The sequence below is a fragment of the Arenimonas sp. genome, from assembly GCF_047602345.1.
Classification (GTDB): Bacteria; Pseudomonadota; Gammaproteobacteria; order Xanthomonadales; family Xanthomonadaceae; genus Arenimonas.
The window spans coordinates 1,054,970-1,071,086 of record NZ_JASGHN010000006.1; the positions used below are offsets into that span (position 1 = coordinate 1,054,970).

The window sequence follows — 16,117 nt, forward strand, 5'->3', positions numbered from 1 at the left end:
GCAGGCCCCACCTGAGCTTGTCGAACCATCCGCGTTTCATCGGAGCCATCCGTCGTGCGATGGCTCCGATTCTACCGGGACTTCCCTACTCCGCCAGCTTCGTCGACTTCATCGCGCCGGACGCCAGATCGATGCTGACCAGCTGCGGCTCGCGACTGGTGACCCCATCTTTCTCGGACTGCAGCACGCCCATCACCACGATGTGTCCCGAGACCGGCCAGGTCGAGATGCGGTTGAGCGTGCTGCTCTCGCTGAGCGGCAACTCAGTCTCCCAAACGGGCTTCAGCTCGCCGTCGAAGCGGGTCAAGGCCAAGCGCCCGGCGTCGTCGACGCGCGTGCTATGCCAGACGAAGATGCCCTTGCCGTCTTCCGCCAAGAAAGCCATCTCCTTGCCGGCCTCGTTCATGAAACGCCCTTTCAGGAATACCGGCGAACCGGCCACCGGCTGCAGCTCGGTCACCTTCTTGAAGCGATCTTCAAAATGCTGCGCATCGACGATCTTCCCGCGGTAGAACACGCGTCGCGCCAACGCGCCTTCGTCGGTGACCGAATAGGGATACCTGAACTTGCGACCCCATTCGTCGTTGGCGAGGTCGGCCGCTTCCTTTTCTGTGTACAGGCCCAGCCACTGGTCCTGGAACGTCGCCTGTCGCGTCGGCGGTTCGCCGATCACCGGCCGCATCGGCACGATCTCCGGCATGCCGTTGGCCTTCAACGGCGCCACTTCCTGCACGGGCGGTGGCGGCGTGTAGGCGGTGGCCTTCTGTTCCGGACCGCGCACGACGAACATGCGCGCGTCCGCCGTCATCAACACCAGGCCTCGATCGAAGCCATAGCGTCTCGCTTCACTCGGCAGCAATCCTTTCAGCTCCGGATTGATACGCTGCAGGGCTTCGCTGTCGGCGACCACGCTGCCATCGGCTGCGCTGACGCCGAAAGGCGCATCTCCGATCATCAACCACACCACCTGGCCGTCCTGGCCGAGCAGGTACGCGCTCTCGGCCGAACCGATCACGCGCGAAGGTTCGCTACCGTGCGCGTCCGGGTCGCCGAAGGTCAGCAGGCGCTTCTTCCACAGCGGTTTGGTCTCGAGCGGATCGTAGGCCTGCACGCCAAAATGGATGAAGGTGTCGCTGCGCCAGCGACTGGCGCTGCGCGTGCCGCCACCGACGCTGACCTGTTTGACCTCTTCCTGCTTCGTCAGGATCCATAGCCGCGGCTTGCCGCCGTCATCCACCATGGCCGGCGGCCCCTGCATCTGCGGCGGCTCGTAGTGGCTGCTGCTGCAGGCCGCGAGCCACGCGGCCGACGCCAGCACGAGGGAGAACGACAGGGCGCGCGGGAAAGAGAACATCGGTCCGGTTCCTGGGGGCGGTTCCTGAAGGATACGGCCTCGGGGCGGCGGGGCGGCCACGGGCCGGTGGTTGGAACTCAATGCACCGGCCGCACAGGCTCCACCGCGAGGTACGTGCCCATCGCTTTCGAGAAAAGATACTCGTCGATTCCTGTCGGGTCTTTCCAACCCAGGGCGGTCACGTTCCGGTGATAGCTCTCCGTACCGCGCCAGGCCGCGAAACGTTCCTTGCGCATGGCCGCAAACTGCTCGCGACTGAGGTCAAGGCGTCGCGTCACTTCGCCCGAACGCACCCAGACGACCGTGTAGCGCTCGAAAGCGGCGTCGTCAAAATAGAACCGGGGCTCGGACCCGAAATTCTTCGGTAGCACCAACGCACCGGTATACCAACTTGCGACGATGTTTCGCGAGTCCGGGAACAAACGCTCGATGACGTCGCTCCGAATGGGGCGACCCGGGCGGCGAGAATCCCCCGCATCGCGCCAAATCTCCACCTTGCGCAGCCAGAGCTTGCCTTCTGAGATTCTCCAGGTCGACGCATGGTCCCGCCATTCGTGCAGTGGCAGATCGCTCGCCCTCTCAAGCTGTTCTGCATGCGTATTCAACCAGCCGATCAATGGTTTCGTGATCATTCCTTGCCGCTGGCCATCGACTACCACGACATCCGGCCAGAACTGCGTCCGCACGATCGTCGTGCCCGTCAGCAGCCCGACCGCCAGCAAGGCCGTCAGTAGCGCAACCCAGGAGAATCGTTTCTCCGACCGCCTTCGCATCCCGTCGCAACTCCTGTCCGCCGCCATGCGGCGACGACGGACAGGATGCCATACGTTGGATTGCGTCGCCGCGAACCCCGTATTACTGCGCCGCGCGCTCCTCGATCGGCAGGCCGAGTTTCTCCAGCTGCGGCTTCACCGACTTGGCATCGCCGACGACCACCCAGACGAACTCCGAGTCCTTGATGATGCGGCGCGCCTCGGCGTCCATCGTCGCGGCGGTCATGGCCTCGTAGCGCGGTGCCAGGGTTTCGTAGAAATCGTCGGGACGGCCGTAAAGCGCGTTCGTGCGCATCGCATTCAGCAGCGCCGCGGACGTTTCGAAACCGCCGGGAATCTGCCGGATGTTGCCATTGATGACGCGTTCGCGCTCGGCCGCCGTCACGCCCTTGTCCGACAGGAAGTGGCGATACTGGTCGATCAGCACCGCAACCGATTCGCCCGTGCGGTTCGACTGCACCGGCGCGGTGATCAGGTAAGGCGAACGCTGTTCGGCGAAGGTGACGCGGCCGTTCAGGCCATAGGACCAGCCGCGCGTTTCGCGGATGTCCTGGTTGATGCGCGACAGGAAACCATTGCCGATCACTTCATTGGCGGCGTTGAAGGCGACGATGTCGTCGCGACCCGACACCGGCAGCACGAGCGCCCCGAGAATGACCGACTGCGGCGACTGCGGGCGATCGATCAGCACGATGCGCGGCTGCGCTTTCGGGATGGCCGCGCTGAAGTCCTTGTTGCCCTTGGTAGCGGACGGCGCAGCCCAGGCGCCGAAGCGCGCATCGAGCAGCGGCGTCAGTTCATTCAGCGGCTTGTCGGACACGACGTAGATACGAACATTGTCCGGACGGATCCAGCGCTGGTGGAATGCCGTGAGATCGTCGCGATCCAGGGCCTTCACCGCCTCGGGACTGCCGAGGCCGGAGCCCGGCCGGCCATAGGGATGCGATTTGCCGTAGAGAATGCCCGGCAGGGCGCGCCCGCCCATGCCGATCGGCGAGGTCTGTTCCTGCGCGATGTTCGCCAGCTGCTGTGCGCGCATGCGTTCGAGATCGGACGGCTTGAAGGCGGGGTTGCGCACGACATCGGCGAACAGGTCGAGGCCCGGCGCCAGATTCGGGCTGACGACGCTCAGCGTGATCGCCGTGCGATCGAGGCTGGCGTTGTTGCCGATGGTCGCGCCAAGGCGTTCGTTCGCTTCGGCGATCTGCACGGCGTCGAGCGACGTCGTGCCCTGGTCGAGTAGGGAAAGCATCAGGCGCTGCGTGCCGAGCGCATCGCCCGGATCGGCGGCGACGCCCGCATTGAATTCGAGCGTGACCTGGGTCAGCGGCACCGCCGTCGAACGCGCGTACACCACTTCGACGCCGTTCTTCAGTTTCGCGCGCTCGACATCCGGGAAATCCAGCGGCTTCATCGTGCCCACCACAGGCATGGTCTCGCGCGGCGTGATCGCCAACGCGGCCGCCGGTTTCGGCGGCGGCAGTTGCGTCGCCGCTTCGGCATAAGCCTCGCGCTCGCCCGGATCGACCCGGATCGCCAGCACCGGCCGGCCCAGCCAACGCGCCGACGCGGCGCGTACCGAGGCCGGCGTGACCTTGCCGTAGGCATCGAGTTCATGGCGATAGAAGTTAGGGTCGTTCGCGTATAGCGTGCCTTCGGCCAAGACGACGGACTTGCCGCCGAAACCGCCGACCGGTTCGAGCGCGCGGATCTTGTCTGCCATGTGCTTGGTCGTGACGCGTGCGACTTCGTCCTCGGTCGGCCCCTTCGCGATGAAGTCGGCGATCAGCGCATCGAGCTTGGCCGATACCGCCGCGACATCCTGCCCCGGCTTCACGTCCACGCTGACCTCGAACAGGCTCACGCGATGGAAAGGCTGGTAACCGGCGGTGACGGCGACCGCCGTTTCGTCGCCGCGCACCAGCGCATTGTCGAGACGCGAACTCGCCAGGCCGCCGAGCACCGTCGCCGCGACATCGAGATCGGCGGCGGAAGCGTCCAGCATGCCGGGCACGGCCCAGGTGCGATAAAGACGCGTGTTCGACACGCGATCATGCAAGGTCTTGTCCACGCGCGCCGGCAGGGTCGGCACGTCGGCTTGCGCCGGATCGTTGACCGCGCCACGCGGGATATGGCCGAAATACTTCTGCACCAGCGCTTTCGCCGTGGCGACGTCGATATCGCCGGCAATGGCGAGCACGGCATTGTTCGGGCCGTAGTTGTCGCGATGCCACTGGCGCAGGTCTTCGAGACTGGCGGCGTCGAGATCGGCCATCGAGCCGATGGTCGAATGCCGGTAGGGATGGCCTTCCGGGAACAGGCCTTCGAGCTGCGCGTATTCGACCAGGCCGTAAGGCTGGTTGTCGCCCTGGCGCTTTTCGTTCTGCACGACGCCGCGCTGGTTGTCGAGACGCTCCTGGTTCAGCGCGCCGAGCAGATGGCCCATGCGATCGCTTTCCATGTACATCGCCTGCTCGACCGCCGACGTCGGCACCGTCTGGAAGAAATTGGTGCGGTCGAACCAGGTCGTTCCGTTCCAGTCGGTCGCGCCCATCGCACGCAGCGGCTCCATCAGGCCGCCCGGCAAGTTCTCGGTCGGATTGAACAGGCCGATGTGCTCGAAAAGATGCGCGTAACCGGTCTTGCCCTTCGGCTCGTCCTTCGAACCGACGTTGTACCAGGCCTGGATCGCGACGACCGGCACCTTGCGATCGGTATGCACGACCACGCGCAGGCCGTTGTCGAGCGTGAAAGCCTCATAGGGAATATTCACGCTGCGCGCGAGTTCCGAGGCCGCCACCGGCTTGGCGGATTGAGCGGACGTGATCGCCGGCGCAAGCGCCAGGCAGACGGCAACGAACAGAGCGGCGTGGCGCATGGCATTCCCCCGACATGAGTCCCGCGACCGTAGCCCCGAGACCAGCATGGCGGGAGTGCCGGTGGTCATGGCGGGGCCCTCGCCTCGGCGGCATACTGCCGGCATGAACAAGACCGTCTTTTCCTGTCTGTGCCTGCTATGGCTCGCCATGTCGGCGCCTGCCCATGCCGGCGACAAGAACGAATTGCCTGCGCAGGTCGCGGCGGTGCTGCGCACGGCGACAGTCGTCCAGATCTACTCGCTGGAACCGGTGCCGATGCCCAATAGGCCGAGCTCAGGCGAGCGATGGTATGGCTACGAGGTGCTCGGCAAGACCATGCTCGACGCCGACTCGTCGAAACTGGCGATCGAGGCCTTCGAGAAGGCCGTGGCGAACTGGGACGGCATGATCGCCGGCTGTTTCGATCCCAGGCATGCGCTGCGCATCGAGGCGGAAGGCCACACCTGGGATTTCCTGCTGTGTTACGACTGTCACCAACTCGAGGTGTTCCGCGACGGCAAGCACCTCGATGGCGTGGGTGCGGCCGGCTCGCCTGAAGCGCTGAACGAGCTGATGCTGGCCAAAGGACTGGTCCTGTCGAAGACCGGCTACCAACCGCCGACGCCGGAGGAAATCGCAAAACGGGAAGCGGAGGAAGCACGCTGGCTCGCCGGCATGCCGACCTCCGTCCTGTCCGTCTGGGAAGCCAGCGAGCGCTTCCATTTCGGTGCGGGACCCAGCGCGAGCGAAAGTGCGGCGATGCGTGCAGCACTGGAAAAGCAGTTTCCGGATCGCGCCGAACGCATACGGCGCCTGCTCGGTTGGTTCGGTTCGGGCGCCGGCCCGTGGACGGGCGTTCCTGGCTGGGAATCGGTGCCGGAGCAGTTGCTGCTCGAGTACTCCACGCTCGAAATCCTCGGTGCGGCGTCGCCGTTTTCGAAGCTCAGTGGCGAACAGCGCGAAGGCGCCGCGCGACTTTTCGCGGGCTGGGACTTCGGTCGGACACGCCCCGGAGACGAAAAACTTCTTTCGCAGCCGATGCGGTTGGCGTTGTTCGATCACGTCCTGACGACGGGCGACCCGAAGGACAAGGATCGACATCAACGGGCGCGACACGCCTTTGCCGACTGACGAGATCCCTGCCCGGCGGATTCGGCGCTGGCGCGGCATCGACACAGATAGCAAACTGGGTTCCCGACTCGATCTGGAGCAAAGACCATGGCCTACGTGGATGGTTTCGTCATCGCGGTTCCGGTCGGCAACCGGCAAGCTTTCCTCGATCACGCCAACTTCGTCGATCCGGCCTTCCTGGAGCTGGGTGCGACGCGCGTGGTGGAGTGCTGGGGCGACGACGTGCCTGACGGCAAGCAGACCGACTTCAAGCGGGCCGTGCAATGCCAGGACGGCGAGGTCGTCGCCTTCGCCTGGATCGAATGGCCGGACAAAGCCACGCGCGATGCTGCGCTGGCGAAGTTGAGCGCCGATCCGCGCTTCAGCCGCGAGAACCTGCCGATTCCCTTCGACGGCAAGCGCATGATCTTCGGCGGCTTCGAGACCGTCCTGGACCTGGGGAAATGACGATGCAGCTCTACGGCCGCTCCAGCTCGCATTACACGCGCATCGCGCGCATCTTCGCGGCGGAAGCCGAGGTCACCGTCGATTTCGTGCTGATCCGCGACCTGATGTCGCAGGACGCTGATCACTACGGCAGCCATCCGGCGATGAAGATGCCGACGTTGCAGACCGAAGAAGGCGTCTGGTACGGCTCACTGCCGATCTGTCGCGAACTGATCGCCAACTCCGAACTCAATCTCGAAGTGGTCTGGCCGGAAAATCTCGATCGCCCGGTAGCCGCGAACGCGCAGGAACTGGTGTCCACGGCGATGTCTACCGAAGTCGGCCTGATCATGGGCAAGGCCACCGGCATCGCGGCGGACAACGCCCACCAGGTAAAGATGCGTGCCAGCCTGCTCGGCGCGATGGAATGGCTGGAGCTCAATGCCGGCCGCGCCATCGCCACGCTGCACCCCGAGCGCGACCTGAGCTTCCTCGAAGTCTCGCTGTTCTGCCTGGTCGAGCACCTTGAATTCCGCGAAGTGCTCTCGCTCGATCCGTATCCGCAGTTGCGCGCCTTCGCAGAGCGCTTCGCGGCGCGCAGTTCGGCGAAAGCGACCGCGTTCAAGTTCGATTTCCCGCCGACGTAGGGTGGGCCTTGGCCCACCGTCTGGCGCAACTCATAGCCCGGGTTGAGGCCGCAGGCCGATACCCGGGGCCAACGCGACGAAACGATTTCCCGGGTTTCGGCCTACGGCCTCAACCCGGGCTACAAAGCATCCTCAGAACGTGATGCTCCAAGTGTCGATCTTGCCGACGTCGCCGGCGCCGTTATCGTTCACCCGCAGCTTCCAGGTGCCGTTGAGCAGTTCGCTCGACAGATCCTTGACGAAGGTGCCAGTGACATTGTCGGCGCTACCGCCGCTGCGGTTGTGGATGTTGTACAGCGTGCCGTCCGGCGCCACGAGGTCCACCTTCAGGTCGCCCTTGTAGGTGTGCAGGATCGTCACCGAGATCGACGCGTTCGTCGGCGCATTGCCCGAGCGATTGTTGACGACGATCGGGCTGTCGACGGTGGCGTTGTCGGCGATCGCGAAATCGGTGGCGTTCGTATAGACCAGCGGGCCGTTGCCGCAGTCGGCGCACTGCGCGTAGTTGCCGACCAGCTGCACGCCCGAGAACGCGGCGTAAGCCTTCAACCGAATGTAGTAGGTGCCAGGCGTCGGCGCCGCGAACGTGCAGTTCTCGGCGTTGCCGGACTTGTAGGGGCGGCAGAGATAGGACGTGTCGGTCGGCGCACTACCGAGCTGCACGTACATGTCCAGATCGCCGGTACCACCGGAGGTCGTGAAGGTCAGGTTCTGCGAACCGGCCGGCACCACCATCGTGTAGTTCAGCGAAGCGCCGGTCGCGGCGGACAGTCCCGTCGCCGGGACGCCCTTCTGCAGCACGTTGTTCGGCGGCGGGGGCGGCGGCGTCGCCGTACCCTGCGTCTTCGCCATCTCGCCGAGGAAGGCGAGGCCGAGCTTGGCGAACTTCGCGCTGTTGGCCGCCGACGAACTCATGTTGGCCAGCGTATCGGCGGACGAATGGATGTTCGGGTTGTAACCGCTGGCGCTGCCGCCTTCGAAGAACATCGCCGAGGGATAGCCCGCGCTGGTCCATGAGGCATGGTCGGAGCAGCCGTAACCGCAGGTGTACGTACCGCGCGTCAGGCCCAGCGGTGCGAGATAGGCATCGAACAGCGTCGTCAGGTAGGTCTTCAGTTCGGCATTGGAATAGTCAGTGATCAGCTTCATGTCGACGCCGCCGCCCGACTTGTAGTTCGTCATGTCGAGCTGCAACACACCGACCACATTCGTGCCGGCGGTCTTGAAGGATTGGGCAATGGCGTTCGAGCCGCGCAGGCCGACTTCCTCGCCCGCATAGCCCATGAACTTCACCGTGCGCTTCGGCTTCCAGCCGCTGGCGAGCGCCACGCGGATCACTTCGGTCAGCGTCGCGACGCCGGAGGCATCGTCGTCCGCACCGGGTGCGACCTGTTCGTTGCTGCCGCCGGCATTGACGTCGATCGAGTCGAGATGTGCGCCGAGCACGACCACTTCATTCGGCAATTCCGCGCCTTGCACGGTCAGGATCACGGAGGGCTGCGTGGAGCAGGTCGCACAGGCGAACAGTTCCGACGTCACATCGGTACGCGCGCCGGCCAGGCCCTGCCAGGTCGTGCGGATCCACTCGGCCGAGGCCTTGCCGTAGGTGCTGGTGTAGTAGCGGTTCTTGTAGCCCGACAACGTGTTGATGGTGCTGTAGATATTGGTGGCCGACACCTGCGGCAACCACGGATTCACCGTCGCCTGGTTGTCGACCGTGTAGGCGATCAGCGCGGCCTGCTGCACGGCCTGGCGCGAGCGGTCGTTGCGCAGAAAGTGCTCGGCCTCTTTCGCGCTGGCGAAAGCGAAATAGCCGCCGCAGCGCAGTTCGCGTTCGTGGATCACTCGGGTCACGTCACCGAGCTGGTGCGCACGGATTTCCGACAACACGACCGGCTTGCCCATGCTGTCCGTGCGGCGCAACGGATTGCGCGCGAAGAGTTTTATGCCGGTCTGGAAACTCGCCTCGGACGAAACGATGAAGACCGGTGCGAAAGGGTCCTGTTCGAGTCCGAGCCGCGCGAGATCGCCGGCATGGTCGTGCGTTCTTGTAGACGTGTTGCCAGCGGCGGAAGCGGAATCGGCGGCGAACGAAAACAGGGCGACAGCGAGAAACGCGCAAAGAGCCTTCATGGGGGGCAGTCCCTTGTCCGGTGCAAAAACAAACCCGGCCAAGGCCGGGGTCGGGGGTCATGCACTAACGTCGAGCGGAACCGACGCTAACGGGACCAAAGATGGCGATCAAGCTGCAGGTGCAGCAATTCTGCAAGGCGCCGTCGGAATTGCTGCGGCGCAACTGACTTCGTTCACCAGACATCGCTCCAGGCCGGGATGCATCGCCCTGGACCGCGCGCTACCGCGACAAGACGTAGCCCGGGTTGAGCGCCGCAGGCGCGATACCCGGGATTACCTCGGCAAACTTCCCCGGGTATCGCGCCTGCGGCGCTCAACCCGGGCTACATTCGCATCAAGACCCGCCCAGGAAACTCAGACAGCCGCCACCAGCGGCGCCAGCGCATTGGCGATGCGCTCGCGCTGCGCGGGATTCAGCAGCTCCGCCAGCACCGACAGGAAACGCGGCCCCTGCACGCCCGAGACGATGTACTGCCAGCGATACGCGGCCAGGATCTCGGCCTCCAGCGTGCGGCGTTCGCCGGCGGACACCGGGCGCGAGACGATCGCGCTGAAATACTCGGCATCGGCCGCCGCCTGCGCCTGCAGGATGCCGTCGACCGCGACGACAAGATCGATCAGCTCGCCCACCGCGACATCACGCTCGGCCTCGGACAGTTGCGCGTCGATGCGCCGCCATTCCAGCTCGTCGAGAATGGCGTGCTGCGACTCCTCGCGCCAATGGAACAGGAACACGTCCTTGTACAACGCCGACAGCGACTCGTCGCTTTCGATGCTCTGCCGGTAATGCGCCTGGGTGAACAGTTCGATATGGCAGGTCAGCGCCAGCACCGCCCAACTGCCCTTGCCGAGCACCGCGTGCGCGATGTCGTTCGGATCGGCGGCGGCGCGATAGCCGGCCGGCATGCCGTCGTCGATCAGTTCTTCGATACGGCGGAACAGAGCCTGGTGCTTGAGCTCCTCGTCGCTGAAACGCACCAGGGCTTCGAGCGCCGCCTGGTCGCCGAACCAGTGGTCGCGGCTCAGCTCAAGAATCTTCGCGTTGATGAAGCGTTCGACCAGGCCGAAGATGTTCGCGTAGGTGCGGCCCTGGATCTGACTCATCAGGCGACGTTCGTTCGCATCGACGAGACTGGAACGATCGACGCGGCTCAGTCCGTCGGGCAGGAACTTGTCCTGGAAATCGAAGCGGCGGCCCTTGATGACATCGCGTTCGATCTCCCAGCGCACGCGCCGGGACACTTCGATGACCTTGGCGTAACGGTTGGTCTCGCGGGGGGAAGAAGGGGAATCGGAAGCAAGCGCGTTCACGGAGCGGTTTCCTTGGGGATGAAGAGGGAGGCTGCGTAGCAGCCTCGCCATGCTCCGGCACCGTGCCGTCGCCGGCTTCACCCATCGTCCTCGCCGCTACACCGAAACTCCGCCGCCGCTCATTCCGCGACGCGCATACGATGCACGGCACTCGTAGGGTGGGCCCTGGCCCACCACCGTGCTTGCCTGTGGTCGGTGCGCCAAGGCGCGTCCTACCTCACTCATTCCGTGATGCGCGCCTGCCCCTGCTGGCGGCGCCAGGCCGCTGGCGGCATGCCGACCAAGCGCTTGAACGCGCGACCGAAGGCCGCTTCCGAGTCGTAGCCGATGCGCAAGGCGATCGACAACACGGTGGACTGGCTTTCGCGCAGCAGGCGCGAGGCCAGCTGCATGCGCCATTGCGTCAGGTATTGCATCGGCGGCACGCCGATGAAGTCGACGAAACGCTCGTGCAGGGCCGAACGCGACAGCCCGACCTTGTGGCCCAGTTCGTCCATGCTCCATGGCGCGGCCGGCTCTTCGTGCATCAGGGCCAGGGCCCGGCCGACGTAACGATCGCGCAGACCCGCCAGCCAGCCGGTGGATTGTTCGGGCATGCGATCGATATGTCGGCGCACCGCATCGACGAACATCATCTCGCTCAGGCGTTCGAGCATGGCTTCGCGGCCCGGGCTCTGCACGGCCGACTCGGCCGCCGCCAGCTGCGCGAACTGCGCGCCCCAGGAGCGGCCGTCGTCCGCCGGCAGGTGCAACAGTCGCGGCAAGGTCGCCAACAAGGGATTGAACGGGCGCCGGTCGCAGCCGATGAAGCCGCAGATCACCGAGGTATCCACCGTGTAATCGCGACCCGGTTCGCCGCCGCAGGATTCGGGACCGAGCGGGCGTCCGTCCTTGTGCGCGACGCGAAACGGCCGGTTGTGCAGTTTCATTTCGCGATACCAGTCCACGCCCGGCTCGGCGCGCATGCCGGGTGCGCTCGACACCACGTGCGGGTCGCCGAAAGGCAGGATGACGATGTCGCCGCGCCGCAGGCGCAGCGGCGGTTCGCCCTGGATCGCGATCCAGCATTCGCCTTCGGTGACGACGTGGTAGTCGATCACCTGATCGACTTCCGGCATCACCAGCGCGGCCAGGTCTTTCGAACCCGGCGCTTCCGCCAACCAGGCGCCGCCGCAGGAAAGATCGAAGAACAGCGCGCTGCGCAAACGCACCGTGCGCAAGACATCCGAGAGCGTGTCCTGACTCATGGCGGCGATTCTGGCAGAAGCCTGCGGCCCACGGGGCGTCGTCGGCGCCATCGCGGACAACGGGCCGAATGGCGGGGAGTTTCGATCAAGCCGCGCCGGCGCCGGCTTTCGACAATGCTCCCACCCGTCCACGCCGGAGCTCGCATGCCACTGCCCAGACAACGTCCCGCACGCACCGTGCTGCCCACTCCCGACCTGCTCGCCATCAAGCGCGGCCAGCAGGCGACCTGGGCCAGCGGCGATTTCGCCGTCATCGGCACCACCTTGCAACTGGTCGGCGAACTGTTGGCCGAAGCGGCCGACATCCGCGCCGGCGAACGCGTGCTCGACGTCGCGGCCGGCAATGGCAATGCCAGCCTCGCGGCCGCGCGTCGTTTCGCCCAGGTCACGTCCACCGACTACGTGCCGGCCCTGCTCGAACGCGGCGCGCAGCGCGCCGAAGCCGAAGGCCTGCGCCTCTGTTTCGAGGAAGCCGATGCCGAAGACCTGCCCTTCACCGACGGCAGTTTCGATGTCGCATTGTCGAGCTTCGGCGTGATGTTCGCGCCCGACCACGCCCGTGCCGCCGCCGAAATGCTGCGCGTCGTGCGCCCCGGCGGACGCATCGGCCTGGCGAACTGGACGCCGGAAGGTTTCGTCGGCCAGTTGTTCCAGTTGGTCGGTCGCTACGTGCCGCCGCCGGCCGGTATCGAATCGCCCGCGCTCTGGGGCACCGAACCGCACATCGTGCGCCTGTTCGGCCGCCACGCCGTCGACATCCAATCCGAACGAAAGGTCTTCCCGATGCGTTATCTCTCCGCCTCGCACTGGCTGCAAACCTTCCGCGACTACTACGGCCCCACACACCGCGCCTTCGCCACGCTCGATGCCGCCGGCCAGCGCGAACTCGAACTCGAAATCCTCGACCTGCTCGACGGCATGAACATCGGCGGAAGCGCTTCGCTGGTCGTGCCGGCCGAATACCTGCAAGTGATCCTCGTCAGATAGCCGCGAAGGAGACTGCCATGTCGTTCGCCCTGTGGATGATGCTCGGTTTCGTGCTGTGGACGGCCGGTGTGCTGATCTTCGCGATCGGCACTTACCGCTTCAGCCATATCCTCGCCGGTCGCGCCGGCATGGCCTCGTTCCCGGCCGATGGCCGCGAAGGCGCGGCCTGGTATCAGCGCGCGATGCGTGCGCACGCCAACTGCGTGGAGAACCTGCCGCTGTTCATCGGCGTGATGCTGGCCCTGCATGCCAGCGGCCTGCAAAGCCCAGCCGCCGATGCGATGGCGGGAACGGCGCTGATCGCGCGCATCTGCCAGAGCCTGGTGCATATCTCGACCGTGCAGACCGACCTCGTCGTGACCGTGCGCTTCAGCTTCTTCTTCCTGCAACTGCTGTGCTTCATCGGCATCGCCGGCGTGGTGATGGCCCACGCGGCGATGCACTAACCAAGGAGACCGACATGCGCAAGATCCTGCGACTGATGAACCGCCTGTCCGAATGGCTGGGCTGCACGTAGGGTGGGCCTTGGCCCACCGCGCAATATTTCCGACCCCGCGTAGGGTGGGCCTTGGCCCAACGTGCACACGGCCTGGTGAAACCATTGGTGGGCTTGAGCCCACCCTACAACCTCGTCGTGATCTACACGTAGGGTGGGCCTTGGCCCACCGCGCAATATTTCCGGCCCCGCGTAGGCTGGGCCTTGGCCCACCATGCACACGGCCTGGTGAAACCGTTGGTGGGCTTGAGCCCACCCTACAACCTCGTCGTGATCCACGCGTAGGGTGGGCCTTGGCCCACTACGTATGAATTCCCGCAGAAACCAAGGTGGGCTTGAGCCCACCCTACTTGGTCAAGAACGGCACCGCCGAGTTCGGGATCATCGTCGTCGGCAACTGACCGTTCCAGCGCTCGGCCTTCGTCAGCTCGACCAGGTTCTGGTTCTGCGCCAGGGCCTCGGCGCGGGCCTTGATCGCCGCCGCTTCGGCCTCGCCCTTCAAGCGCGTGGCTTCGGCTTCGGCACGGGCCAGGGCCAGACTCGATTCGGCCCGGCCGCGGGCCTGCGTCACAGCGATATCGGCGTTCACCTTTTCCTTTTCGAGGTTCTGCTTCTCTGTCTGCACCAGCACCTCGGCCTGCATGCGCAGCTCGATCGACTTCTCGTAAGCATCGGAGAAATCGATGTTCTCGATCTGCACGCTGTCGATCACCACCGGGCCCTTGATCGAGTCGCGAATGGCCTTGGTCACGTCCTGCACCAATTGCACGCGGTTCTGCACGGCCGACACGGCGGTGTACTTGCCGAACACGTTCTCGACCTGCGTGGGAACCTGGCGGTCGATCAGGCGCGAGGTGAGGCCTTCGATGTCGCGGTACTCGGAGTACAGCGCGACCACGTCACCGGGCGGCACGTGGAAGCTGACCGACACCTTGATCTCGGCGGTCTGCTGGTCCTTGGAGTACGCCGGGATCTTTTCGTAGGGCTGCGTGAGGTTCTGCACCGAGACGCGACGGATGTCGTCGAACAGCGGCAGCTTGAAGCCCAGGCCGGGCTCGGCGGTGCCGACCACCGCGCCATTGCGCAGGTGCACGCCACGCTCGCCCTGGTCGATCGTGTACCAGCTGCCCATGAACAGGATCAACCCGACCAGCAGCAGGAACGGAATCGCCAGCCAGCCGAAGCGGAACCGCGACCGCACCGTGGCGAGATTGGACAGCACGTTGTTACCCCTTGGCACATTCATGACTTACCCCTTGCTGCGACTAAGGCTAGAACCGTCTAGCTACGCAAGGTAAGGGTGCCTGAAATCGTCCTTGTGAACTAGTTCACTAGCCCACGCCAAATGCCGGGCGTAAGGTGGAAATCTGCCGGCTCAGGGGGGTTGGTCTGATGCAATCGCTCGTCTCGCATGCCCTGATGCCAGCGGCCTTTGGCCGATCCTTGCCTATGCTCGGCAAGCGGCTCCTTCTGGCGATCAGCCTCCTGTTCGCCCTGATTCTTGCCTCACCTGCTTTTGCTCGCGGCGACGTATGGGTGAATACCAGCTCCGGCGTCTACCACTGCCCCGGCGGACAGTACTACGGCAACACCAAACGCGGGAAATATCTCAGCGAACGCGAAGCGGTCGTCAGCGGCTACCGTGCGGCCTATGGAAAGACCTGTTCACCTCAGGCAGCCCAACAAGGTAGAAGCGAATCTCGACAGTCGCTAACGTCGAGTCCATCCGGCGCGACAGCCCAGGTTTGGGTCAATACAAGCTCGCATGTCTATCACTGCCCAGGAACACGCTACTACGGCGCGACCAAACGCGGGCGATACATGGCGGAATCAGACGCAATCGCCTCGGGGAACCGGCCGGCGTACGGGGCGAGATGTTGAAACTGTAGTCTGACACCTGTTCCTATAGCATTCTCAATGCCAGTAGCAAGGCTCAGTCGAGGGGAGATCGTACGGACACAAATTTGCCCTCCTACCTAAGCAGTTGGGCAGCCGAGCTGGCCGCTCAATCTGATCGCGTTCGCGACCTGATCGGTGGCGCCCACTGGCTCTCCGACGGAGCTCACAAGGAAGAATTGATTCGTTCGTTTCTGCGAAACTATGTGTCTTCGCGACTGCGTGTGAGTCAAGGTTTTATTAAGACCGTATACCCCAACGAGCGGTGTTCTCGCGAAATCGATGTATTAATTGTTGACGGCGAAGGACAGCCCTCTTTCTTCAGGTCTGGAGCATTTGAAATAGTTCCGCCGAATTCGGTTGCTGCATTCATGCAAGTCAAATCAGGGGTTTCATCTGCGGTGATGGCCAGTGCGCTAGACAACATCGCTACCGCAGCCTCCCTGGCAATTGACACGCCACACCCTACCCGAATCTGGAAAGGAATCGCCGCGTACTCGCATGAACTGGCTTGCGAATCCGTCTTTCGAACAGTTGCCGGGTGGATCAATACCTTCGTAACGTCGGATAAGAGATTCGAGGCGCTTGGAGCATCCGCATCCTCAGAAAAAGCACTGCTTCTTCTTCCAAATTGCATTGCTGTACTGACATCTTTTGTGATCTTCATCCAGGCATGCGAAAAGCCCCGTAGCGTTCGACTGAAGTTTGTACAAGCAGAAGCTCTTGCGGCAGCCTACATGTTTGCGGATTTGCTCGCTTACTCCGGTGTTTCTGGAAACTCTGCTTCTCAGCTCGACGCGATAATTGAGAGTATCAGACCGCCCAAGCCACAATTCATCGATATAGACTTCTAAGGTA

14 protein-coding genes are annotated in these 16,117 nt (G+C 64.3%); 7 read left to right on the plus strand and 7 right to left on the minus strand.

The window, feature by feature from the left end:
• Positions 1-85: 85 nt before the first annotated feature.
• The 3 genes from QM707_RS09450 to QM707_RS09460 form a co-directional block, all read right to left on the minus strand.
• Positions 86-1,354, minus strand: a complete 1,269-nt coding sequence (locus QM707_RS09450) for a PA2928 family protein (protein WP_415001597.1) — start codon at positions 1,352-1,354, stop codon at positions 86-88.
• Between the two features lie 77 nt (positions 1,355-1,431).
• The gene (locus QM707_RS09455; protein ID WP_415001598.1) at positions 1,432-2,076 is read right to left on the minus strand and encodes a hypothetical protein; all 645 of its coding nucleotides are present in this window, start codon (positions 2,074-2,076) and stop codon (positions 1,432-1,434) included.
• Positions 2,077-2,209: 133 nt separating this feature from the next.
• Positions 2,210-5,005, minus strand: coding sequence for a M16 family metallopeptidase (locus QM707_RS09460; protein ID WP_415001599.1), 2,796 nt, complete (start codon positions 5,003-5,005; stop codon positions 2,210-2,212).
• 103 nt (positions 5,006-5,108) lie between these two features.
• Here QM707_RS09460 and QM707_RS09465 point away from each other — a divergent pair, with 103 nt between their 5' ends.
• From QM707_RS09465 to QM707_RS09475, 3 genes are all read left to right on the plus strand, one after another.
• Positions 5,109-6,116: a hypothetical protein gene (locus QM707_RS09465; RefSeq protein ID WP_415001600.1), complete on the plus strand. Its 1,008-nt coding sequence runs from the start codon at positions 5,109-5,111 to the stop codon at positions 6,114-6,116.
• An 87-nt stretch (positions 6,117-6,203) separates the two neighbouring features.
• On the plus strand, positions 6,204-6,563 hold the full coding sequence (locus QM707_RS09470; RefSeq protein ID WP_415001601.1) for a DUF1428 domain-containing protein: 360 nt from the start codon (positions 6,204-6,206) through the stop codon (positions 6,561-6,563).
• On the plus strand, positions 6,560-7,189 hold the full coding sequence (locus QM707_RS09475; protein ID WP_415001602.1) for a glutathione S-transferase family protein: 630 nt from the start codon (positions 6,560-6,562) through the stop codon (positions 7,187-7,189). Before QM707_RS09470 ends, QM707_RS09475 begins: the two co-directional genes overlap by 4 nt.
• A 132-nt stretch (positions 7,190-7,321) precedes the next feature.
• Here QM707_RS09475 and QM707_RS09480 read toward each other — a convergent pair whose 3' ends face one another.
• From QM707_RS09480 to QM707_RS09490, 3 genes are all read right to left on the minus strand, one after another.
• Positions 7,322-9,322, minus strand: a complete 2,001-nt coding sequence (locus tag QM707_RS09480) for a M20/M25/M40 family metallo-hydrolase (RefSeq protein ID WP_415001603.1) — start codon at positions 9,320-9,322, stop codon at positions 7,322-7,324.
• A 354-nt stretch (positions 9,323-9,676) separates the two neighbouring features.
• A complete protein-coding gene (locus QM707_RS09485; RefSeq protein WP_415001604.1) occupies positions 9,677-10,633 on the minus strand; it encodes a hypothetical protein in 957 nt (318 codons plus the stop codon).
• A 221-nt stretch (positions 10,634-10,854) separates the two neighbouring features.
• Positions 10,855-11,880 carry an AraC family transcriptional regulator gene (locus tag QM707_RS09490; RefSeq protein WP_415001605.1) on the minus strand — a complete coding sequence of 342 codons (1,026 nt, stop codon included), beginning with the start codon at positions 11,878-11,880 and terminating at the stop codon, positions 10,855-10,857.
• Positions 11,881-12,024: 144 nt separating this feature from the next.
• On the opposite strand from QM707_RS09490, the gene QM707_RS09495 reads away from it, so the two are divergent.
• Entirely contained in the window at positions 12,025-12,867 is an 843-nt protein-coding gene (locus tag QM707_RS09495; protein WP_415001606.1) for a class I SAM-dependent methyltransferase, read from the plus strand.
• Between the two features lie 17 nt (positions 12,868-12,884).
• Positions 12,885-13,313, plus strand: a complete 429-nt coding sequence (locus tag QM707_RS09500; protein ID WP_415001607.1) for an MAPEG family protein — start codon at positions 12,885-12,887, stop codon at positions 13,311-13,313.
• Positions 13,314-13,709: 396 nt separating this feature from the next.
• Here QM707_RS09500 and QM707_RS09505 read toward each other — a convergent pair whose 3' ends face one another.
• Positions 13,710-14,609 carry a prohibitin family protein gene (locus QM707_RS09505; protein ID WP_415001608.1) on the minus strand — a complete coding sequence of 300 codons (900 nt, stop codon included), beginning with the start codon at positions 14,607-14,609 and terminating at the stop codon, positions 13,710-13,712.
• Between the two features lie 146 nt (positions 14,610-14,755).
• Here QM707_RS09505 and QM707_RS09510 point away from each other — a divergent pair, with 146 nt between their 5' ends.
• Positions 14,756-15,244, plus strand: coding sequence for a hypothetical protein (locus QM707_RS09510; protein WP_415001609.1), 489 nt, complete (start codon positions 14,756-14,758; stop codon positions 15,242-15,244).
• Between the two features lie 83 nt (positions 15,245-15,327).
• On the plus strand, positions 15,328-16,113 hold the full coding sequence (locus QM707_RS09515; RefSeq protein ID WP_415001610.1) for a DUF6602 domain-containing protein: 786 nt from the start codon (positions 15,328-15,330) through the stop codon (positions 16,111-16,113).
• Positions 16,114-16,117: the final 4 nt, after the last annotated feature.